Here is a 22,139-nt window from a genome sequence, read left to right as displayed (position 1 = left end):
GAAGCGTCGCTATTAAGCCCTCCGCTTTCAGGCACTTATTCAATATAGCGAACCGACTTCAGCTTGTCAACTCTTTTTCCAAAATAGATTTGGAATCGTTTTTAGGTCTCCTGAAACTGCCCACAGTGCCGGGTTGTAGGCAACAATGGTTTATGCACTGTGTTGAGTAAGGAAGGGTGAAGCGTGAATTTTCAGTCGGTAATAGGTTTATTGCATGAGTTTTGGGGCGATCGCGGTTGCTTGATTGCCCAACCCTATGACATTGAGAAGGGGGCAGGTACTAAAAATCCTCAGACATTTTTAAGAGCATTGGGACCGGAACCGTGGGCTGTTGCCTACGTTGAACCGTGTCGTCGCCCGACAGATGGGCGGTACGGCGAAAACCCCAACCGCTTCCAACATTATTATCAGTACCAAGTTCTGATTAAGCCGTCGCCAGATAATATCCAGGAGATTTATCTTGATTCATTAAGGGTTTTAGGTATTCGCCCTGAAGACCACGATATTCGGTTTGTAGAGGATAACTGGGAAGATGCGACGGTGGGAGCTTGGGGCACTGGGTGGGAAGTATGGTTAGATGGGATGGAAATTACTCAATTTACCTATTTCCAACAGTGTGGTGGGATAGATTGCCGCCCTGTGTCAATTGAGATTACATACGGGTTAGAGAGATTGACGATGTACCTCCAGGAAGTGGAGGCAATTACTAAGATTCATTGGACAGACAACATTACTTATGGTGATGTTTACCTCCAGGGAGAAATTGAGCAGTGTATCTACAACTTTGAAGCGTCAAATTCTGAGTTGCTACTGACACTATTTAATTTGTATGAGCAGGAAGCTACCCAATTGACGGAGCGAGGATTGGTCTTGCCTAGCTTAGATTATGTAATGAAGTGTTCGCACACGTTTAACTTGCTGGATGCAAGAGGTGTGATTTCGGTGACAGAGAGAACTCGTTATATTGCCAGGATTCGTCATTTGGCTAGGAAGGTAGCTCATTTATATGTTGAGCAAAGGGAGAAGTTGGGTTTTCCGTTGCTCAAAGATTTAAAACCAGTCATACAGCCACCTGTTTTACAGCCAGTTGTGCAGCAAATTGTTTCACAGCCAGTCTTAGTACAAGCTGTTTCAGAGTCTACAGTTAAATCTCGTTATCAATATATAACTGATTGGCTGTTTTTGATTCCAATTATCTCTTATGTTCTTTGGATAATACTTTCATTGCTTCGGTAGAAAGGTTTATGTATCAAACAATATAAACCATCCAGGTATTTTTATCTAGAAATATGATATTTCTAAAGTATAATTTATTGCTAAATTATGCAACTAGAAGTCGCGGCTACACAAACAAAACCTGCCTCCGCAGGTTAACAAACTCTTGATTTTGCATTCTCTAAGCTAGGTATATCTTGATGATGTGGCTATTGCTAAAGATCGGAAATACCATTAAATCTTGAGCCTTAAACATTAAATCTACAAGGATAAGGCCCGCCTGTGCGGGCTTTGTTTGTATAAACTTGATGGACTATACTTCACCACAAGCATAAAAATTTTTCGGCGTTGCTGATTAAAGAGATGAAAAGCTTACGCAGAAAGAAGTTTGAGCGGCGGAAGCCGCTACTCAAAACTTCAATAGGCGCAGATAATAAGAGTTTGGAATATTTGATTTTTGAATTTCATAGCGAAATTCAGCAACACCGATTTTTCTCTATTGTTACCCTAGCTATTTTTAAGTTAGCTACAAATTCGAGTTGTCAGATGCTTTTACAAAAAATCTTATGATTCAAACCAGTGGTGTAATTATTTGTCTTGGATACATTCTTGGGTTGCTGTTTACAGTAGTTCCTTGGGGTGGTGTATGGATTTTGCTTCTGGGGATAGTGGGAGCAATTTTTTTTAGAAGACGCACCAGTTCACGGCAACTTGCTCAGAAACCAGAAAATGTTGGAAGCAAAAATAAGACAGTACCTAACACTTGGCAAACTAATCCTCATCCTCGAATATGGCTAGCAGCCGGCTTGGTGGGATTATTGGCAACTCTATATTTTCAATGGCGAGTGCCGCAACCAGGTGCAAAAGATATTAGTCAGTTTGTCGCGCCTGGAAATAGCAGTAATCAAGAACAACTTGTGATTATTCGTGGCGAAGTGGCGAGTAATCCCCGCTTGACTCGCAGTCAGCGAGGACAATTTTGGCTGGAAGCGACTCAGTTAGATGAAGTCAAAAATGAAAAAGGTTCAGCAGGTGTTCCGAAAGGGGTGACAGGCAAATTGTATGTGACAGTGCCTATACTTCAAGCTACTGGGTTATACCCTAGTCAACAGATTGCTGTGACTGGAATTTTGTACAAACCAAAGGCGGCTTCCAATCCTGGTGGTTTCGACTTTCAGAAGTTTCTCAAGCAAGAAGGAACGTTTGCTGGTTTGATTGGGCGACAAATAAATGTTTTGGATCAGGAACGTAAATGGGGATGGTGGCAAATTCGGGAGAGAATTGTGCGATCGCAAGTTCGTTGGTTGGGTATCCCGGAAGGGCCTCTTGTGAGTGCAATGGTTTTAGGTAGCAAAGCTGTAGATTTACCCTACGATATCCGCGACTTGTTTGTACAAGCAGGATTAGCTCATGCTTTAGCAGCCTCTGGATTCCAAACTTCCTTGATTTTGAGTGTGATATTACAGTTAACTAGGCGGGCAAAAAAAGTAACGCAATTTACCTTTGGCTTTTTGGCTTTAATCATTTTTCTGAGTTTAACAGGTTTTCAACCTGCGGTACTCAGAGCCGTAATTATGGGTTTTGCGGCATTAATTGGTCTGCTATTAAAAAGAAAGGTAAAACAATTGGGATCCTTACTATTAGCAGCAACTCTGTTATTAGTGTTTAATCCTCTATGGATTTGGGATTTGGGCTTTCAATTGAGTTTTTTAGCAACACTGGGATTAGTCGTAACAGTACCGGCATTAGTCAACCGCCTAGCATGGCTACCACCTGCGATCGCTGCTTTGATTGCTGTTCCCCTGGCTGCAACTCTTTGGACTTTACCTATACAACTTTTTGTATTTGGAGTTGTACCATCTTATAGTTTGTTGCTGAATGTGGTTAGTACTCCATTAATTTCGATCATTAGTATAGGTGGAATCATCAGTGCCTTAGTAGCTTTAATCTGGACTGAGGCTGGAAGCTTCCTGGCTGGGGTGTTGCATTACCCAACTGATTGGCTAATTAAACTAGTGGAATTTTTTAGCAAGTTACCAGGAAATTCTGTTGCTGTAGGCAGCATATCTACTTGGCAGCTTCTGGCGATTTATGTATTGATCATATTGGTTTGGTTAGTTCCTTGGTGGCAGCGGCGCTGGTGGTTTGCTAATGTAATTGCGATTGGTTTAGTATTTATCCCCCTTTGGCATTCTACAAATACATTGTTTAAGATAACGGTATTAGAATCTGGTACAGAACCAATTGTAGTTGTTCAAGATAGAGGTACTGTAACTGTAATTAATAGTGGTGATGAAGGGACTGGACGTTTCACAATTCTACCGTTTTTACAACAGCAGGGTGTAAATCAAATCAATTGGGCGATCGCAACTGATTTCCAAGGCAATGAGAGTAATGCTTGGTTGGAATTACTGCAACGTTTACCAATCAAAAACTTTTACGAATATTCTCCCAAGCCAGAAAATTCTCTTGCAACTCAGGCAATTCAACAAGAACTACAAAAGTATCAGGGTTCTTATCAACCATTGGCAGTTGGTCAAGCTGTGAAAACAGGCTCAATAGTAGCACAACTAATCAATGATCAATTACCCATCTTACAATTGCAAATTTTAGATCAGAATTGGTTATTAGTAGGTAATATCAAGTCAAAAGAGGTACAGCAACTAGTTAAAAGTGGGAGTTTGCCTCGTCCACAAGTGCTATGGTGTGCTCCTCAGTCATTAAAAGATTTAGTTATTGCTCTGCAACCACAAGTGGCGATCGCCTCTTCTGGTAACTTTGATATAAAAGCTTTATCTGAACTGAACCAAAGCAAAACCAAACTATTTTTTACAGGAAGAGATGGAGCTATTCAATGGACAAATGGTCAGTTTGAGGCATTTATTGAAGCAACAGAAAATAAGTCTTCTCTCTTATAAAAATTCATAACAAAGCAAATTTAAAAGTCTGATATTTTTTTTGAAGCAAGACTAACTAAAGATAGATGTATAGTCATTTGGAAGCAAGTAACCTATCGAAAAGTTTCAGGAACGTCGATTTCCTGAGCAAGTGCAAACCGTATGCTAATTAAAAAAATGGAAGTGGGAAGTTTAATTGAATTTACGTTATTTGCTCCTCGTAACAAAGGAGCAGCTTTAATTGGGTCTTTTTCTGATTGGAAAGAAATCCCAATGGTAAAAAGTGAAGATGGTTATTTCCGCACTCAAGTAAAACTGGAAGACGGCATTTATCAATATAAATTTCGTGTTCAAAGCAAAAGCCTAAATTTTACACTTGATGAATGGGTGGATGTTATTGACCCGAATGCAACAGATGTTAATGAAATAGAAAAATATAGCATGGTGCAGATTAAAGATGGGCAACGCATTATTGATGCTTACGTTTGGCAATATGACGAAAAACCGTTACCTGATAATCGAGAATTAGTCATATATGAAATGCATGTTGCAGATTTTACTGATGATGAGGTTGGCCTTGACAAACGAGGCAAATATTTAGGGATAATTGCCAAGTTAGATTATCTGGTTGAATTGGGAGTTAATGCAATTGAATTAATGCCAGTTAATGAGTATCCCGGTAACTATAGCTGGGGCTATAAAGTGCGCCACTTCTTTGCTACAGAATCTAGTTACGGTTCAACAGAAAATTTAAAACGATTAATAGATGAATGTCATGCTAGAGGCATTCGCGTTTTTATGGATGGAATTTATAATCATACCGATGAAGAATGCCCCTTAATGCTGATTGATCGGAATTACTGGTATTACGAACACATGCATTATCCTGAAGACCCAGATAATTACTGGGGGCCAGAGTTGAATTATGATAATTATGATGAAAAATTAAATGTTAAACCTGCATGGAAATATGTTGGGGATGTGGTGCAATTTTTCATTCAGGAGTATCACATTGATGGAATTCGTTTTGATGCGGTGCGCCAATTGGCTAACTTTGAATTTCTCGACTGGCTGGCACAGCAAGGGAAAAACCATGCTGCACCCAAGCAGTTTTACAATATTGCTGAACATATTCCTGATACAAAAACTGTAGTCAAGCCAGATGGCCCATTAGATGGTTGTTGGCATGAGAGTTTTCGATACTTTATAGTTCCACATATTTGTGGAGAAACATTTGAAATAGAACAACTAAAGCAAATTTTAGATCCCAGACAGCAGGGTTATGCGATCGCTACCAATGTGATAAATTATTTGGGAACCCACGATCGCGAACGTATATTGCGAGAATTAGGGGATCGCGGTATCTTTGACGCAGAGGCATTTAAGCGAGCGAAGTTAGCAGCTGTTCTCTTAATGACAGCGATGGGTATACCAATGCTCTGGATGGGAGAAGAGTTTGGCGAATACCAGCTAAAAAGCCAAGATGTGACTAAGCCACAGAAGATTAATTGGTCTTTGTTATCAGGCGACCAGAATCGTGATTTATTTGAGTATTATCAAAAACTCATTGCTCTACGCAAGCAGAATCTCGCCTTGCAAAGTGACAATATCGAGTTTTTCTACGAAAATGCTGACGATAAAGTGCTGGCTTACACCCGCTGGGATGAGCAGAATTCTCGTGTTGTTGTCGTAGCTAATTTTTCTGACCATAATTTAACTAAATATCAAATACCAGACTTTCCAACTGCTGAGTATTGGCAAGATTGGTTCCTCAAGCGGGAAGTAGAAGTTGGGAAAGATAGTTTAATCACTGACTTGCCAAGCTATACAGCCAAGATATTTGTTTAGCAGTAGTCAGCCAAATAGTAAATGTAGATTCTAGTTTACTCTGCTTGACTTTGTTTTTATTGGGCGATCGCTAATCAGCAGTATCCAAACATTGAAATTCTGTAGTTTGGCACTTCTGAGTGTAGGAAATGGAATATTCCATACAATAACTCCGTTCACGAGTCTTTTATACTCGTCGGCGAGTCTTTGAACTCCGTTCACGAGTCTTTTATACTCGTCGGCGAGTCTTTGAACTCCGTTCGCGAGTCTTTTATACTCGTCGGCGAGTCTTTGAACTTCGTTCACGAGTCTTTTATACTCGTCGGCGAGTCTTTGAACTCCGTTCGCGAGTCTTTTATACTCGTCGGCGAGTCTTTGAACTCCGTTCACGAGTCTTTTATACTCGTCGGCGAGTCTTAGAACTCCGTTCGCAAGTCTTTTATACTCGTTGGCGAGTCTTATTAATTGCTGATTGTAAATATTCTCCGCATTATTGCAGTTTGGATAAAGAATAGCATCATTTTAATCAATTTTATTAACCCAGATTTTTGCCAAGCTCACTGCTTTAGGTCGTATTCATCCCATTTCTACAGGCGTTGAATCCTCGTAAATTGGCAAAGGTATTGTATGTGGATAGCCTTTACAAGGAGAGGGAACTAGATTTTCAATTTCTCTTTGCTTGTTTAATTAGGGGACTTCAAAGGAACATAATAATCACTGGGATGGACAAACCGACTTCGTCTGTTGTAGGTCTGCCAACAGGCGCTGCAAAACAACTGGGTTACTAGGCAAATCGAAATGACCCACATCTGGGTTGTCAGTTAGAACAAAACGGTAGCAAGGCATATTTGCCCACACTGCGATCGCGTCGTTGGTGATGTCTTCTTGGTTGGAGTCACCATCCCTTGTAAAGAAGACAGGGGAATTGTTCAGTACCTGCCCGACAGTGAGATTCTGTAGCTGTGCGCCTACAATTGTATCGAGTCTGGAGCCTTTTTCGGCATAGACATCTACATTGGGGAAAAACGGAGGAGCGAACTTGACAAAGCCAATGTAGAAGGATGCCAACTGCTGTGCCAAGCTGAGTCCGCCATCTTGGAACAGCTGCTGATAGTCCTGCGGCGTGTAGGTTTTACCCCCCTGCACAGTCCGCACCACCACCTCCCGATTTCTGAAGACAGCAGGATCGGCAGAAGACATATAGCTGGAGGGGTGGGTTTGGTACATGGTGGCGCTGCTGGCCGCGTTTGCGGGATCTTTTGGAAAGGAAAAGTCAATGACATTCAGTCCAGTGAAATACACTGGGTAGAGCAAACCCTGCCCTGGCCAGTTTCCAGCAATGGGGGTAAAGCCGTGAATGAACTTGTTCTTCCATGCCTGCGTAGTGTGCGTAAAACGGCCCGTTGGAGTGACTTACCAGGTGAACGGGGGTGTTTTTGTTCTGGTAGTATGTCTGCTTGATGAGTCCCTTAGTGCGTTTAAGGAATTCATCCATATCTGGAGTTAGGCGCGAATCATAGCCTGCCACGCGGATGTTGACGTTGCCTTTGTAGCCTGCTGTTTCAAGGAAATCGTACAGAGGCCTGTAGAAGGGTGCGCTCTCAGTATATTTTCAAAATTTAAGTTAAATTCCTATATCACAGCATGATTTGATGCGTAGATATGCAGTGGTTTGTCGTTAGACATCGCTTAGTTATTGTCAGGTAAGGTGATCGCTATTTTTTTCCATCGCCTACAGAGTTTGCAACAAAGTAAGATGCGATCGCCTCACTTTAGAAAAGTCAAGCGATCGCTATTTTTTTATTATCTCCAAAACTCAAATTACTGCTGGTAACCGCTTTAATCCGACAAAAGCCAGTAAAAATTTCCTTAGTTACCTGGTTGAGATTAAATAATAGTCTCAACCGCCAAAGTTTCTATCTTGACGATCAAATCATCAAAATCTTGGTCTCCTCCCCCATACAGATCCTCAAAACCATATTCAATTGACGGTAACACTTTGACATCAGATGCTTGATTCGGGTTAGTTACCGTTGACGATAACACTTTGGCATGAGATGTTCTATCAGGGTTAGCTGCCAGATTAAAAAAGTAAGCTTTAGGAGTTCGCCATTGTTTTTGCTCATTTTTGGGGTTTTGCTCTAAGAATTGGTTTGGAGTTCCGTTGGCAATCAGGAACACTCCATATGTTGGCCCACCCACTAACTCGCCTTGAAACGTATCTCCTTTTTTATACGAACCTTCATCTGCGCCTGGTAACTGAATGCGATTTCTGATCGTTAAGAAAGTTAACTGTAATGATGTGTTCAAAGTTTGAGCTGATCGAGCCAACGGTAAATGCTAAGATTGGCGATCGCCTCCTGCATCAACTCTTGTAATCACGCCGATAAATTCCTGTGAACATTGCAATAGCAGGATTGCGATAGGTATTGAATTGTGAAGCGATCGCAGCTGCAAATACAATTAGTTATGGATTATACTTACCGCCTCTACTACCAGAGGATACTGGAGTCTGGCTCCTGACTTACTTAGTCTCCTAGAGTGCAAGGCGTAGCAGCATAGATGATTCCACATCCAGCTTGAGGGCTGTGATATTATGGGAGACTGCTGCATACATTTAGAAAAACTAGAAACTGAATCGATCATGGCCCTGACGCAACTGCGGAAACAAGAAATAATTTCCAACTACCAAGTTCATGAAACCGACACTGGGTCGGCCGATGTCCAAGTTGCCATGTTAACTGAGCGCATTAACCGCCTCAGCGAACATCTCCAGGCAAATAAAAAAGACCATTCTTCCCGGCGGGGACTGTTGAAGCTAATTGGTCAGCGTAAGCGTCTTCTAGCTTATATATCCCAGGAAAGCCGAGAAAAGTATCAAGCTTTGATTGCTCGTCTCGGTATTCGTGGATAGGGATTACTGCTTATGTCTGCTGAAGAATCTGAACGCAGTCGCTTGCCCTTTGAACCAAACAAAAAGCGCCAAAAACCCGCAAAAACTCAAAGTAAACCAGCACCACAGCCACAAGAATCTGGCAAACAGGCTGGTAGAAAGACACCTTACACCAAAGAAGAAATGGCTATTCCCCAAGTAGTCAGCCAGCGGATGATCCGACGGGTAGCTGGGTTCTGTGGTGTACCAACAGCTTTGGGCATTACCACTCTGGTTGTCAGCTATCTGCTTGCTATCTACTCCGACATCCAACTACCTCCCATCGCCGTGTTATTGGTGAACATGGGATTATTTGGTTTGGGGGTTTTAGGGATAACTTATGGCGTTCTCTCTGCCTCGTGGGATGAAGAAAGAGTTGGAAGTTTGCTGGGTTTGGGTGAGTTCAACACCAATTGGGGACGAATGGTGGCAGTTTGGCGCGAAACTCGGCAAAAAAACTCATAATGAACAGCGCTCAGTATTATGTAATTGCGGTATTGGGTAAATAAAGAAGTGAGGCACTCCGTTGGGCGGGTTTCCCGACTTCTACTCCTACAGAGAAGCAAGCTACGCGCAGCGTCTCCCCTTCTCCCAAAGGGAGAGGCTAGCGCCAAGGGAGAAGGAAGTGCCGAACCCGTAAATGTTGAAGTTGAATTTTAGAACTTCAACATTGCTAATTAAAATTATATAAATCTTTTTATACCCTATATCCAGTTATTTGGTAGCAAAACTATTGACTGAGCGCTATATTGATTTTGAAAATAAATTTTATTTTTAACAATTTGTAATTAGGCTAATAGGCAACAATAAAGTTAGCTCATTTTCAGAAAATTTTACTCAATTAATCAGGAACTTTCACATGATTATAGTAATGAAAAGTGGTTCCCCAGAAGCGGAAATAAACCGCATTGATAAGGAACTAATTAGCTGGGGGCTAACTCCAGAAAAAATTGTTGGTAAACACAAAGTAGTTATTGGTGTAGTAGGTGAAACCGCTAGCTTAGATCCACTACAAATGCAGGAACTTAGCCCCTGGATTGAGCAGGTGTTGCGGGTAGAGCAGCCTTACAAACGAGCCAGCCGTCAGTATCGCCACGGCGAAGCTTCGGAAGTGGTGGTTAATACTCCCAATAGAGCAGTGGTATTTGGCGAACACCACCCTTTGGTAGTCGTTGCCGGCCCCTGCTCCGTAGAAAATGAAGAAATGATTGTGGAGACGGCGCGGCGTGTCAAGACGGCTGGAGCCACATTTTTACGAGGAGGGGCTTACAAACCCCGGACTTCACCTTACGCCTTCCAAGGACACGGCGAGAGTGCTTTAGATTTGTTGGCAAAAGCGCGGGAAGTCAGCGGACTAGGTATTATTACAGAAGTGATGGATGCCGCTGACCTGGATAAAATTGCCGAAATTGCTGATGTGATCCAGGTGGGGGCAAGGAACATGCAGAATTTCTCTTTGCTCAAAAAAGTAGGGGCGCAGGCGAAACCAGTTCTCTTGAAGCGGGGAATGGCAGCTACTATTGAAGATTGGTTAATGGCAGCCGAGTATATTCTGGCATCTGGCAATCCCAATGTAATCTTGTGTGAAAGAGGAATACGCACCTTTGACCGCCAGTATACGCGAAATACGCTGGATTTATCAGTAGTGCCAGTGTTGCGAAAGCTGACTCATCTGCCAATCATGATTGACCCCAGTCACGGCGTAGGTTGGTCTGAGTTTGTGCCTTCAATGGCAATGGCTGCGATCGCAGCTGGCACAGATTCCCTGATGATAGAGGTTCACCCCAACCCTGCCAAAGCCTTATCTGATGGGCCCCAATCTCTGACACCAGACCGTTTCGATAACTTGATGCAAGAATTAGCAGTGATTGGTAAAGCGGTGGGACGCTGGCAGCAACCAGCAGTAGCTCTGGCTTAAAATTCAGTTACAACTTCTTGCTAGGCATAAATAAATTAAAGTTTGTAGTCATGACTTTAATCCTGATAAATCTGAATCAGCGATAAATCGGTCACTACAAACTAAGATTTTCTGGTGAGCGATGCCTACGGCGGTAAACTACGCTTAGGTTCGTCAAACACGCCGATCACGTTTTATGTCGCCAACAACTTTTTCCAAAATCCAGTTCTCTAATTTATCTGGATTTAATTGTTGCTGACGTGTAATCAACCGATTAGCAATTTCTTGATTGCCACTGAGTAAATTAAGAAGTTCTTTGTACAATGGATTATTCTTAGGTACTCCTTTTGGTTTACTAGGCTGCCTCTTGATTTTTTTCAGGTCTGGTAATGGCGTATCTGAGGGTGGAGACAGAGAAACTTCGGTTTGTATTTGTGGTCTTTTTGAATGTAGTTGTGACTGTGGTTTTTTGAGCTTCAAGTCACTAATGACTTGTTTCAAAACCCAGTTCTCAGATTTACCAGGGTATAATTGCCGCTGTTTTGTCAGTAATTGATTAGCTGTGTTGACGTTGTTGGTTAGAGCAGTTAATTCACTGTGCAGATACTTATTGTTAATGTCTATTTCCTGCTGAGTTACTTTGAATGGAAACGGTGGTGGGGATATTAGTTGCTGGGGAGCTTTAGTTTTTAGTTTTGATGTATTTATCCCATGTTCTTTAAGTAGCAATTCGTACTCATCTATAGCTTGTCTAAAAAGCTCTATGGATTCTTGGTATTGGTTTAGGGACTGCTTAAACAGTTTTGTGGATTGTTGGTGTAGATACAAAGCTTTCCTCTGAAGCAAAATTTTGATGATGCATATAACCAGTAAGAGGAATGCAATAAATAAAGCAACCTCTAGCTGAAGGATAAGCGTAAGCTGCATAATCAATTTTGAGTTGGTGGGGTGGTACAACTCTACAAATACAGGGAATCTCAAGGTGAAGACATCAGAAAAATTCCCGTATTTGTTTGATGCTCATCGATTATGCACGTAGAGCCAGCGATCGTCCGTGGTGAATGTATAACGATAAATAAAGCCGTCCTGTCATTAGTAGGACGGCTTTATTTTAAGCTTTCTTTGTTTTCCTAAATTTAAGCTCCAGATTTTTGATACTACTCATTTACTACTCAAAAATCGCTCGAAACAGCTAACCACAGGGATTATTGTACTTGTGTGGGTTGCGTGGGAAAAGCACCAGGTCGCACAGCTATGTTAAGATTCTGCCCATTGCGACGTAATTCCATACGTAAATCGCCCCCGACTTGGCTATTTTCTACTACCTTTTGGACACTGCTAGCATCTGTGACTGCTTGCCCACCGAGCTTTTGGATCACATCACCAGCACGTATCCCTGCTTTAGCAGCTGGTGAATTTGGCACAACTTTCACAACTAATACACCTTTATCTTGATCCACGCTCAAACCGCTATTGGGATCTGAGTTGATATTTTGTTTTAGCTGAGGCGTTAACCCCACCATCTGAATTCCCAGATAAGGATGTTCTACCTTACCTGTAGCTATTAGTTGACTGGAAATGCGTTGTGCTGTGTTGATAGGAATAGCAAAACCTAATCCTTGTGCTCCTTGGATAATCGCTGTATTCATGGCAATTACCTGGCCACGGGAATTTAGTAGGGGCCCGCCGGAATTACCGGGATTAATTGCTGCGTCCGTTTGAATATACTCTACTCGCTTATCAGGAGCACCGATTTGATTGCTACTGCGTCCGGTAGCACTGATGATTCCGGTAGTTACTGTATTATCTAGTCCAAGGGGGTTGCCGATCGCGATCGCCCATTCTCCGGGTTGCAGTTGATCTGAGTTACCCAAGGCTACTAATGGTAGATTGTCTGCCTGAATCTTGACAACAGCAACATCAGTCAACTCGTCTTTTCCTAACACCTTTCCTTTAAAGCTACGCCCATCCTTGAGTGTTACTGTTACCGTATCAGCACCATCGACTACGTGGGCATTGGTAAGAATACGACCATCAGCACTAATAATAAAACCTGAACCAGTACCCCGTTCTACTCGATTCTGTTGTTCTGGCATTTGAGAGCCAAAGAAGCGTTGGAAAAATGGATCGTTAAATTCATCTGGTATCTGGGCTTTTACAGTCCGCGAAGAGTCAATCCGCACCACGGCTGGCCCGACCTTTTGCACTACTTGTATAACAAAGTTAGGATCGGTGGCAGCTGGTAATGGAGGAGCAGCATTTACTCGACTCACTGCCAAATTAGATGCACTCTCAGACACCTGCCGAGAATGTCCAGCCATATAGCCGCCTGCCAATGTCATACCTGATCCCAGCAGCACCAGCGATAGAGAGGCGGCAGCCTTTTTCCAGGGTGCTCGATTATGGTATTTGGCATCAGCAGTGTTATGTGAAATGCTATTTGATGGGTGTTCTCTGTCGCGAGATTCGTTTTGCATTGCTGTCTGGAAGGATATTTAGATGTATTACTAATGTAGATATTATTTGTGACAGTTTTGTTGCAGAGGTATTGCGTTGTTGTGAAAGGTTTGGTATTTTACTTATCGCATCTTAACTGAACTGTATTGAAATATAGTCATTCGTAGGGACGCACAGATGTGCGTCCCGATTGCGTGTTCCCTCCATGTCTGAAGGAATAAAATGGCACAGGGTAAAATCTTACTTCAGCCTGGCACTTTATGGACAAGTGTCAAAGAACAGACTGAACATGCTTTACAATATGGGGCGTTGCTATCGATACCGACAGAATTTGAATTTGTCGAACAGGATAACGTGCGCTTTTTAGTGCGGATTTTGTCTAACTTGAATCGTAAAAAAGCAGCCAAGGAAAAACAGAAAAAACAATCTGCTACGTCTGGTCAAGAGTTTAATCCTTTCTTGCCCTACGAAAAGGATTTATTTGTGGCGGATATCTCCGATACGCATGTATGTATTTTTAATAAATTCAATGTTGTTGATTATCACCTGCTAATCATCACCCGTGATTTCGAGGAACAGGAAAGCTTACTTACCCTAGAAGATTTTACGGCTATGTGGGCATGTCTGGCTGATTTCGATGGTTTAGCATTTTACAACAGTGGCAAAACCGCAGGTGCCAGTCAGCGACACAAGCACTTGCAATTAGTGCCACTACCACTTGCACCTTCAGGACCGCAGATACCTATTGAAGCTCTATTAACAGCAGCACAATTTCAGAACTCGAACACAATACCAAAACTTCCTTTTGTACACGCTTTCACACCCCTAGATCCTCATTGGGTGCAGTCGCCATTCGCAGGGGCGCAAGCAACAGAGCAACTTTATCGCACTTTGCTAGATGCTGTGGGTTTGGATGCAAGGCAATTGGGTGCTTACAATCTGCTAGCGACACGAGAATGGATGTTGATCATACCGCGATCGCAGGAGCATTTTCAGTCTATCTCTGTAAATTCATTAGGATTCGCTGGTGCTTTGCTAGTGCGGAATGCGGCAGAAATGGAGATTCTCAAAGCCCAAGGGCCGATGACCATCCTCAAGAATGTTGCTGTATCTAAACTGTGAATCTACGGAAATTCGCCAAAACAGAAAATTACTCAGTAAATAAAGTCACATTTATACCACTTGCGAGCGCCGATTTATCAATGCTCAAAGCCTCTCTCCTAAAAGAAAAGAGGTGAAAGTTTATTTCATACAAAAGCGATCCCTTAAATAATTCTTACCATGCGATCGCTCGTCCATATCGCGTGTTTAGCATGTAGGCGGTTTATTTAGGAAGGACTTTGAGCATGGATACGATCAGGGAAATTTCAAAAACAGGTAAACTATGCAGCGATCGCTGTTGCTTGGGCTGCTATAATTTGCCATTGCTCATTTTGCTTCAAATATGTGCGTGTATAACGGTAAACACCACTGAAGGATTCCCCCTTGAAAACTCCGGTCAATCTCACCTTCAAATTTGTGATTCCAGTTGAGCCAAAAACTCGAACAATTAATTCATCTGCTTCATAGCTTGTAACTACCAAGTCGCCTGATTGGTGAACAGACAAATCCTCTACCTTGTCTATTACACTACCCTGCGGATCTGTGAAAATAACCTCATCTGCCAAGAGGCGATCCAAAGCGGTGATATCATTACAGAGCATTGCCTCTCGCAGTTCCACTTCAAGGTTTTCCAGTTCTTGTGTAAGTGATTGACACATAGCTTTCTACACCATCACAGTAAAACCACTCTAAAAGAAAATCTCCTGACCAGAAACAAAAAGGTACAAGCCCCTAAATTTATTTTGATGGTTCTTAATTTTGACTTTTGACTTTTGACTTTTGACTTCCCCGTTCGCGCAGCGTCCCGTAGGGAAGGGGCTGACTTCCTGCACAAGAACCTCTAATTGATGGCTGTTAATTTTCTCTCTAGGTCAAATAAAAAGCCGTGGATATACTCCTCAGTCCATTCTGCACCATAGAAGCGTTTAAACATCCCTCGTGCTGGGTCTTTTTCAGCCCGATATCGTAGGTATCGCAGTTGGGCTTGCTCAATGGCTGCTAAATTTTGGGAATCTGTTACAGCTTCTGCCTGCTCGACGAAATCCAGATAAGCTTTCAAATAGTCTTTGAAAGCGGCAAATACCTGAGTCTCTACTACAGCAGTTTCTTGGGGACGAGTCCACAGAAAAGCGGGAGAGAAAAAGGGGCGTGCTTCTTCGGGAAAATCTCCTCCCCAAGACAGATGCTGTTGATGGGCATGGAAAATGGGCAGAATTGGTTCAGTATATTTTGCCTGATATGCCGGCTCATCACGAAATAAGGGCTGCATATCCAAAGCAATTAGATGTCCTCCTGGCAATGTCACCAGATCCGCTCCAAAAAAGGGTAAATCGTAGTTGAGGCGCGGAAAAATCACAAAATTCAGCACTTGCAGCGAATTGCCACCCTGTACGTGAGCTGCACGAATTTGCCGCAATTTTGCGGTTTGAAAGGCATAACTGGTGGTGACAACCTCTTCCTGATTTTTTCCCTTGCCCACAACAGCACTCTTAAACTCAAACCCAGTGGGGATAGGATAGGGTTGTAAATCCAAGCGCGATCGCATGTAGGCGATTGCATAATCGAGAAACGGTTGATAGAGTGTCACGTTGCTTTGCTCCGAATTCAAAATTAATAATCCCCAATGCCCATTTTCATTCGATCATCTTTTGCCGGCACTAACTGCTAGGGGAACAGCATCTTCAAATAAGAATTCATGGAGAAAACGCTCTGCCCATTCATGACCAAAATAACTGCTAAACAAACCAGATGCTGGATCGCGGTCTGCACTATATTGGTCATAGTCTTTTTGGGCTTTGACAATCCGCTGGATATCTTCCTCTTCTTGGAGCGGTTGGGCATCTGCTAGCATTTGCCAATACAAGTTTAAATAATCCTGAAAAGCTTCAAAGACTCGCGTTGCCACTGTTTGAGGATCTGTTTTGGCAAACAGTAGGTACTTAGAAAAATACTGGTTGGCATCGTAAAACTTCATTTCTAAGTTTTGCGCCAAATCCGGGTATTTATCATGGAGAGATTTTAGCGGAACTATATATTTTTTTTGATAATCTTCATCCTGAAATAAAGGCTGAAAGTCTAGCACAATCAGGTTTTTGACTTTTCCAAAGGATAAAAAATCAATCCCTAACAGAGGTAGATCGTAGTAATGACTAGGATAAACCACGCTGTTAAAAATTTGGGCACTCTCCCCGGCATCAATGTAGGTATAGCGAATTTTCCGCAACTCTTGACATTGGTAACACCAACTGCGAATAGTTGCTGGGTTTCTACCGCGATCGCTAACTTTGAATTCCAAACCAGGGGGAATGGCCCTACTTTGTAAATCAAACCGCTGAAATAGCTCTTTTTCTAAAAATTCCAGGAAAGGCTTATACATGGAGCATGATTTATTAACCCTTGCATGAAAATAAGTGATGGCAATCATGCACGTCTCATTTATGAGAAACAAAGCAACATTCCTTAATGGGCATTGGGTATACGACATTGGAATTGGTTGTTAATTATTCTCCCCCTGCCTCCCCTACTCCCCTACCTCTTTTGTGTCCCTACGTAGCATGATTCCGACTGATCATTTGCTCCAGAACTTCTTGGGAAACACAACGACGCTCAGAACAATAAGTCATCAAGTTGACTCCGTTCATCATTCGCACGGTACTGACCCTGACACGAAAATCATCCGTAACAAACCAACAACGTTCTTGACCTTGATTATTGTCATAATCAGTATCAATTGTCAGCACTCCATCATCGGCAAAGCGATATCGGCTCACAACCGGAATGCTCTCAACATAGCCTTGGTTGCGGATCAGTTTTCCAGAACGCCTCGTTTGGTCGGGAACATCAACCAAAATGGCAGCATTATCGGTATTAGGTAGCCTGGTGTCTAGGTTACCCTGCCATGCAAAGCTAGCACCGCTTGTTGCTTTAGTAGGGTCTATCCCTTGGGCTGTACAGACTTGTTGGACTTTAGGATCATCCTTTTCCATGACTTTAATGATCAAATTCGACTCCCCCGACTCATCCGCCGCCGAGTCAAAATGATGAACGGAGCGTTCTGTAAACCATGTCCCCTCACTTTTACGGAAGAAGTCGATCATGGTCAAGGGCGGTATTAGATACATCTGTTTTGAAACCTCGTTTTATCAAATTTTGGCGTTATTGAATACTCAGTGATCAGATGAAGTCCCGATTTAGCTAAAGTGTAGAATAACTCCAAAAGTTATATTTTAATCAGCTGATGACAAATAGTGAAATTCAACTTATTACTAGCGAACGCCCCAGTCCAACTCCAGAAATCTTAACAGCCCTGAAAGCAGGAATCGCTTTGGATTGGGTCGATTTATACCAATTCAATCTCAGGGAAGTCGATTTACAACAAGCGAACTTGAGCAAAGCCAAGCTATTAGGAGCAGATTTGGGCGAGGTGGTCTTGAGTAATGCCGATTTGAGTGGGGCAGATTTGCGAGGCGCTAATCTACGTGGAGCCGATTTGAGTGGGGCTAATTTGCAGGGAGCCTATTTAAACCGTGCTGATCTCCAACAAGCAAATCTTAGTGGCGCAAATTTGCAAGGAGCCAAACTTCAAGTCGCGCGTTATGATACACAAACGAAATGGCCGCAAGAATATAACTACAAAGCTTCTGGAGCGGTGGGGCCGGGTGCTAATCTCAATGGTGCTTTTCTGAATACAGCTTCTTTACGAAACGCAGATTTACAAGGCGCTAATCTGCGTGGAGCCTACCTGAGTGGCGCTGACTTGACAGGAGCCAATTTGCAAGGTGCAGCTTTAAGTGGTGCTGACCTAACAAAAGCTTATTTAACAGGGGCTTGCTTGCGGAATGCTCGATTGAGTGGAGCCGATTTACGGGATACAGACCTGCGAGCAACTGACTTCAGTGGTGCAGAGATGGAGCATCTTCAAAGTATCGCTGGGGCAGATTTTACTCTTGCCCAAGGACTTACAGAAGCAACTAAAGCCATGCTTTCCAGCCGTCCACATTCAGAACTTGACGTTTGGAACGCTTACACCCGCACAACAACTCGTGAGAGTTTGAGTGCTTGACCGTGCCAATTTTAGATTTTAGATTTTAGATTCTAGATTTTAGATTTTAGGTGCAAGCCGCGCTCCTTGTGGGCGAAATAAATCCAAAATTTAAATTGCGCTTCCAGCACACCAAAGGTACAACCCAAAATCCAAAATTGTTTCACAACGGCTGCCAGTTCTTTTTCAGGAGCGCTAAAAATGTAGCGTATCCTTCGGAAAAACCGGGCGGATCAGGTAAAGCATATTCTGGAAATTCTTTGTACGATCGCCAAGGTTCCGAAGTATTATGCCGCAAATGTAAGGCAGATTCTAAGGAACCTGGTAGTCGCCAAGTCATTTGACCAGTTGGTATATCAGTCACAAATGTCTCCTAATCTGGAAAAAGTTGATCTTTTCTTCCAGATTTTGGCAGACTGCCCGGATATTTTTGTCAAATTTAAGGTAAGATAGGATATTAGCTAATTGATCAGATTGAGTTTGATCACAATCTTGCGAACAAACCTAATACTGCTATTGTGGCAACAAGTCTTCTAAAGCAGCCCCGACAACTCGGTGATCCTCATCTTGTCTGAGTTGGTTCAGGGCTGTTTTTGCTTTCGGCTCGTCAAATCGTTTCAGGGCATAGCTAACTCGCACGCGCATCCGCCAAGATTCAACATTCACCAAGGTTAGTATCTGGGATAATGCCGCAGCATGTAGGCTAGAATCAGCTAGTAAGCCGAGTCCATCAACAGAGGATTCCCGAACTGTGAAATCTTCATCTTTTAAACCCTGAACGCAGATATCAAATAATTCTTCAGGGCAATCCATTTCAGCGATCGCGGCCAAAATGCTCCGCCGGACTAGCCAGTGGTCATCCTGATAAAATACCAGAACTAAATGAGAAACTGCGACTCTGCCAAATAGCGATAAAGAATTAGCCGCCTCAGCTCGCACGTTGGGGGTATCGTCGAATTTCATAATTTGCATCAAAGCCGCAAAAGATTCCGCTGATTGTTGGTTACCCAAACCTCTTGCTACAAAAGAACGCACCAAAAATTCTGAGTCATGAAGTTTACTCGTTAATAGAGGAACTGCAACTTCTGATTCATAATTATTGAGGGCAGCGATCGCCTTCAGCCGATAGTGAAAATCTGGGTTCTTCAGTTCAGCTTGGATTTTATCGATTTCCATAAGTGCATTTAGTAGAGCTATTCTTTACTTTATTTTACAGATGTCAAAAAATGGCGATCGCATTCTAGGAAAATTGAATCACGGGTATGGGCATTGGGAAACAGGAGGCAGTAGGCAAGAAAGGAGTTCTTTAATTTTGAATGCGTGAATTTTGAATTTGGAGCGAAGTGACGTGACTCAATTAAGCGAAACCGTTAAAGAATTAATAGCCAAAGCTAGAATTGTCAGCTTTGCTGAATGGGAACAGTCTCATCCAAAAGCAGCAATCGCCATCTTCCAAGCTGCGGACAATGATATTCGGTATCTGAGCGACGAAGATTTATTGCAGATTATAACCTTGTCACCTGAGAATTGCGCCTTGATTCCTGTTGCTGTGTTGTTACGCGATCGCGCCGCCGAAATTGTTGATGAAGCTAGGGAGGAGGTTTTGACGACTTATCCTGAAATTATGCAGCCTGGAGGCGGTCTTTATCCACCTGAACGCGCCCAAGCTTGCTGGCGAGATTTCTGGCATTTTCTCCGCTGTATTACTTATGGCATTGCAGGTAACCATACTGAGTATACCAGTTCGACAGGACTGCACTATATGAATTTGCTCTATCAGGAATTACAAGTTCCAATCGAAGCGATGGTCTTAGGCTTAAGAAGTATAAAAGTTGCTAGTTTAAACCAGTGTCAAGCCAATCAGCAAGAAACTCTTGCTCCCTATTTTGACCATTTAATCACCCAACTGGCTACTTTCCAAATTCAGTAGTTCTAAGTTAGGACTTACGCACCAGTTACGGAATAACGAACCGCAGAGGCGCAGAGAAGCCAGTGCGTTGGGCGGGTTCCTCGACTTAAAGCAACTGGCGCGACACGGAGAAATCAGAGTTTCAGAGATATTTTGCGTAAGTCCTATAAGTAAATAGTTCTGATCTAAGTGTCTAGTTTACGCTATATTTCTTTTGACTTTTGAATGAGTGAATGAGTAACTTCCACCTTGCGGTACTAGTTCCCGGTGCAGTGCTGGGTGAAACTAAGCCTTTGCAAGTTGCGCGGATGCAATGGATGAACTGATCACGAAGTTCATCCTTCATAATTCACTCTGCCAAAGCGTAGGTTTGTCTGCCCTCTTTGCGTTTGCAGGGAGAGGATTAAGGGGAGCCAAGCGCTTACAGTGAGTTTCCCGACTTGAAACAACTGGTGTGTGAGGTATGCAATCGGATTGTAAGCTGATGCAATCGGATTGTAAGCTGATGCAATCGGATTGTAAGTCGATACAATCGCATTGCAAGCCGATACAATCGCATTGTTGGTCAATACAATCACATTGCAAGCCGATACAATCGCATTGCAAGCTGATTGGCAAAAAGAAGTTAACAGCATTCTTATACCAAGCCCATCAATTTATGATGCTGTTGGCCAATTAACTCTAGGTCTGCCCCTTCACTATTAAACTTGGGGATTTGGAGGAAACATTTGCTTAAATTTTCTCCCCTACTTCCCCTGCTTCCCCTATTTTTGGTGTAACCCTCTATTAATTCGCCAACAACATCATTTGTTGATGGGCTTATCCTGTAATCCCTTTTCTTGACAGCTATCATCACTTGTTGATTCAGCACTGTCAATTGCTCCCAGTCAGAGGAGTATTACAATACCATCGCCTGTACCCCAATAACCAATTAGATACTAAAAAAAAGCTTAAATTTCTCTAGAGTATTATTTAACTTAATAAATTTTAATAAATATGGCTTCGGCATTGGATAAAAATGTGTAAATGCATAATGATCCAAAAACTTAAATCATCAAGACTAATAAGGATTTAAAGTCTTTATGACCTCTCCTTTGTCAAATGATGTAAAGTTTTTTAACATCTGCTGAATATTTTTCTCATAAAATTTAGTTGTTAACTAGGAGATAGTTTGAATGGCTTTTGGACCAGCATCACGATTAGGGGTCGCTCTGTTTGAAGATACCGATCCCATTGATCTGTGGCCAGGTCACTCTAATGAGGAAGTTGAAACCGTAATTATATCTGTCTACAAGCAAGTTCTAGGCAATGCTTATGTAATGGAGAGTGAACGGCTTGCTGTTCCTGAATCTCAACTCAAACGGGGTGAACATTAGTGTTCGCGGTTTTTTGATAGCGCCCCCCGCTATCAGGCGATTGAATTAAATTTCACCGGATTTTTGGTCTTGTCCGTGGTGTAGCCGAAACCTCAAGTGTCGTCAAGTCCTCTCAGTTGGTGTATGCAATAGCAACCAATAGCGCTAGCAAGATTACCTCACCCTCTGCGGTTGGTAGTACTGAAAAGAGGTTTAAAATCCTCGTTCGGGGTAGAAGTGGAAATTTGACAATCCTCGCCGTCGCGCTACAACCGAGTACATCGTTCCTGCTAGCAACATAACACCGCAAATTCAGCGGATTAATCGCACTAATGGGAAGATTGTCAACATCACAGAGATTGTTTAAAGAAAAGAAAATGGGGATTAGAGATTGGGAAAGATTTTTCGCTGTACTCAGTCTCCAGTCTTTAATCCCCAGTGTTGATCATTCATCGAAAGTTAGCCTAGAGTTTGATCAATTCTGCCGTCAGTTGTCATATAGGAAGA

General features: G+C 42.6%; 24 protein-coding genes and 1 pseudogene. 11 read left to right on the top strand and 14 right to left on the bottom strand.

The genetic code is table 11. The features are described from left to right. Window positions 1–183 precede the first annotated feature (183 nt). From glyQ to V7K48_RS27195, 3 genes and pseudogenes are all read left to right on the top strand, one after another. Window positions 184–1,053 (top strand): annotated as a pseudogene (gene glyQ, locus V7K48_RS27205) (glycine--tRNA ligase subunit alpha); the annotation flags it as partial. 728 nt (window positions 1,054–1,781) lie between these two features. After that, entirely contained in the window at window positions 1,782–4,133 is a 2,352-nt protein-coding gene (locus V7K48_RS27200) for a ComEC/Rec2 family competence protein (protein WP_335077156.1), read from the top strand. A gap of 141 nt (window positions 4,134–4,274) precedes the next feature. Continuing rightward, window positions 4,275–5,960 (top strand): alpha-amylase family glycosyl hydrolase, encoded by a 1,686-nt coding sequence (locus tag V7K48_RS27195; RefSeq protein ID WP_442949478.1) that lies wholly within the window; start codon window positions 4,275–4,277, stop codon window positions 5,958–5,960. A 693-nt stretch (window positions 5,961–6,653) separates the two neighbouring features. Here the strand turns inward: V7K48_RS27195 and V7K48_RS27190 are convergent. The 4 genes from V7K48_RS27190 to V7K48_RS27175 form a co-directional block, all read right to left on the bottom strand. Further along, window positions 6,654–7,166, bottom strand: coding sequence for a hypothetical protein (locus V7K48_RS27190; protein WP_335077154.1), 513 nt, complete (start codon window positions 7,164–7,166; stop codon window positions 6,654–6,656). Between the two features lie 46 nt (window positions 7,167–7,212). Next, window positions 7,213–7,467 (bottom strand): hypothetical protein, encoded by a 255-nt coding sequence (locus V7K48_RS35180; protein ID WP_442949477.1) that lies wholly within the window; start codon window positions 7,465–7,467, stop codon window positions 7,213–7,215. 359 nt (window positions 7,468–7,826) lie between these two features. Next, window positions 7,827–8,249 carry a DUF4114 domain-containing protein gene (locus V7K48_RS27180; protein WP_335077150.1) on the bottom strand — a complete coding sequence of 141 codons (423 nt, stop codon included), beginning with the start codon at window positions 8,247–8,249 and terminating at the stop codon, window positions 7,827–7,829. Between the two features lie 30 nt (window positions 8,250–8,279). Then, entirely contained in the window at window positions 8,280–8,402 is a 123-nt protein-coding gene (locus tag V7K48_RS27175; RefSeq protein WP_335077147.1) for a hypothetical protein, read from the bottom strand. A 181-nt stretch (window positions 8,403–8,583) separates the two neighbouring features. On the opposite strand from V7K48_RS27175, the gene rpsO reads away from it, so the two are divergent. The 3 genes from rpsO to aroF all read left to right on the top strand — a co-directional run bounded on the left by rpsO (window position 8,584) and on the right by aroF (window position 10,789). Further along, entirely contained in the window at window positions 8,584–8,853 is a 270-nt protein-coding gene (gene rpsO, locus V7K48_RS27170; protein ID WP_041565894.1) for a 30S ribosomal protein S15, read from the top strand. 12 nt (window positions 8,854–8,865) lie between these two features. Next, complete coding sequence (locus V7K48_RS27165) at window positions 8,866–9,336, top strand: PAM68 family protein (RefSeq protein WP_335077145.1); 471 nt, start codon at window positions 8,866–8,868, stop codon at window positions 9,334–9,336. Between the two features lie 394 nt (window positions 9,337–9,730). After that, window positions 9,731–10,789: a 3-deoxy-7-phosphoheptulonate synthase gene (aroF, locus tag V7K48_RS27160; RefSeq protein WP_335077143.1), complete on the top strand. Its 1,059-nt coding sequence runs from the start codon at window positions 9,731–9,733 to the stop codon at window positions 10,787–10,789. A 153-nt stretch (window positions 10,790–10,942) separates the two neighbouring features. Here aroF and V7K48_RS27155 read toward each other — a convergent pair whose 3' ends face one another. Further along, window positions 10,943–11,695 carry a hypothetical protein gene (locus V7K48_RS27155; protein WP_335077141.1) on the bottom strand — a complete coding sequence of 251 codons (753 nt, stop codon included), beginning with the start codon at window positions 11,693–11,695 and terminating at the stop codon, window positions 10,943–10,945. Between the two features lie 278 nt (window positions 11,696–11,973). Next, a complete protein-coding gene (locus V7K48_RS27150) occupies window positions 11,974–13,245 on the bottom strand; it encodes an HhoA/HhoB/HtrA family serine endopeptidase (RefSeq protein ID WP_335077139.1) in 1,272 nt (423 codons plus the stop codon). A gap of 202 nt (window positions 13,246–13,447) precedes the next feature. Here V7K48_RS27150 and V7K48_RS27145 point away from each other — a divergent pair, with 202 nt between their 5' ends. Beyond that, window positions 13,448–14,347 carry an ATP adenylyltransferase family protein gene (locus V7K48_RS27145; RefSeq protein ID WP_335077137.1) on the top strand — a complete coding sequence of 300 codons (900 nt, stop codon included), beginning with the start codon at window positions 13,448–13,450 and terminating at the stop codon, window positions 14,345–14,347. A 260-nt stretch (window positions 14,348–14,607) separates the two neighbouring features. Here V7K48_RS27145 and V7K48_RS27140 read toward each other — a convergent pair whose 3' ends face one another. The 4 genes from V7K48_RS27140 to V7K48_RS27125 all read right to left on the bottom strand — a co-directional run bounded on the left by V7K48_RS27140 (window position 14,608) and on the right by V7K48_RS27125 (window position 17,448). Further along, complete coding sequence (locus V7K48_RS27140) at window positions 14,608–14,985, bottom strand: nuclear transport factor 2 family protein (RefSeq protein ID WP_335077135.1); 378 nt, start codon at window positions 14,983–14,985, stop codon at window positions 14,608–14,610. A 182-nt stretch (window positions 14,986–15,167) separates the two neighbouring features. Then, window positions 15,168–15,914 carry a phycoerythrobilin:ferredoxin oxidoreductase gene (locus V7K48_RS27135; protein WP_335077133.1) on the bottom strand — a complete coding sequence of 249 codons (747 nt, stop codon included), beginning with the start codon at window positions 15,912–15,914 and terminating at the stop codon, window positions 15,168–15,170. 54 nt (window positions 15,915–15,968) lie between these two features. After that, on the bottom strand, window positions 15,969–16,703 hold the full coding sequence (locus V7K48_RS27130) for a 15,16-dihydrobiliverdin:ferredoxin oxidoreductase (RefSeq protein ID WP_335077131.1): 735 nt from the start codon (window positions 16,701–16,703) through the stop codon (window positions 15,969–15,971). Window positions 16,704–16,872: 169 nt separating this feature from the next. Next, window positions 16,873–17,448, bottom strand: a complete 576-nt coding sequence (locus V7K48_RS27125; protein WP_335077129.1) for a phycobiliprotein lyase — start codon at window positions 17,446–17,448, stop codon at window positions 16,873–16,875. Between the two features lie 116 nt (window positions 17,449–17,564). Here V7K48_RS27125 and V7K48_RS27120 point away from each other — a divergent pair, with 116 nt between their 5' ends. Then, on the top strand, window positions 17,565–18,389 hold the full coding sequence (locus V7K48_RS27120; RefSeq protein WP_334977883.1) for a pentapeptide repeat-containing protein: 825 nt from the start codon (window positions 17,565–17,567) through the stop codon (window positions 18,387–18,389). A 142-nt stretch (window positions 18,390–18,531) separates the two neighbouring features. On the opposite strand, the gene V7K48_RS27115 is transcribed toward V7K48_RS27120, so the two are convergent. Together V7K48_RS27115 and V7K48_RS27110 are read right to left on the bottom strand one after the other, a co-directional pair. Further along, entirely contained in the window at window positions 18,532–18,732 is a 201-nt protein-coding gene (locus V7K48_RS27115; protein WP_335077127.1) for a hypothetical protein, read from the bottom strand. Window positions 18,733–18,881: 149 nt separating this feature from the next. Then, complete coding sequence (locus tag V7K48_RS27110; protein ID WP_335077125.1) at window positions 18,882–19,544, bottom strand: HEAT repeat domain-containing protein; 663 nt, start codon at window positions 19,542–19,544, stop codon at window positions 18,882–18,884. A 172-nt stretch (window positions 19,545–19,716) separates the two neighbouring features. Between V7K48_RS27110 and V7K48_RS27105 the strand changes: the two genes are divergently transcribed. Beyond that, entirely contained in the window at window positions 19,717–20,298 is a 582-nt protein-coding gene (locus V7K48_RS27105; RefSeq protein WP_335077123.1) for a phycobilisome protein, read from the top strand. A gap of 314 nt (window positions 20,299–20,612) precedes the next feature. Here the strand turns inward: V7K48_RS27105 and V7K48_RS27100 are convergent, their stop codons facing one another. Beyond that, window positions 20,613–20,912 carry a hypothetical protein gene (locus tag V7K48_RS27100; RefSeq protein ID WP_335077121.1) on the bottom strand — a complete coding sequence of 100 codons (300 nt, stop codon included), beginning with the start codon at window positions 20,910–20,912 and terminating at the stop codon, window positions 20,613–20,615. A 2-nt stretch (window positions 20,913–20,914) separates the two neighbouring features. Next, on the bottom strand, window positions 20,915–21,148 hold the full coding sequence (locus V7K48_RS27095) for a hypothetical protein (protein WP_335077119.1): 234 nt from the start codon (window positions 21,146–21,148) through the stop codon (window positions 20,915–20,917). Window positions 21,149–21,452: 304 nt separating this feature from the next. On the opposite strand from V7K48_RS27095, the gene V7K48_RS27090 reads away from it, so the two are divergent. Both V7K48_RS27090 and V7K48_RS35175 read left to right on the top strand, forming a co-directional pair. Beyond that, the gene (locus tag V7K48_RS27090; protein WP_335077116.1) at window positions 21,453–21,653 is read left to right on the top strand and encodes a phycobilisome rod-core linker polypeptide; all 201 of its coding nucleotides are present in this window, start codon (window positions 21,453–21,455) and stop codon (window positions 21,651–21,653) included. Between the two features lie 259 nt (window positions 21,654–21,912). Next, entirely contained in the window at window positions 21,913–21,999 is an 87-nt protein-coding gene (locus V7K48_RS35175) for a hypothetical protein (RefSeq protein WP_442949480.1), read from the top strand. The last annotated feature ends 140 nt before the right edge of the window (window positions 22,000–22,139 follow it).

The sequence above is a fragment of the Nostoc sp. genome, from assembly GCF_036919615.1.
Classification (GTDB): domain Bacteria; phylum Cyanobacteriota; class Cyanobacteriia; order Cyanobacteriales; family Nostocaceae; genus Nostoc.
Note: the sequence above shows the minus strand (reverse complement) of the source record. Positions and strands in the feature narration are given on the sequence as shown.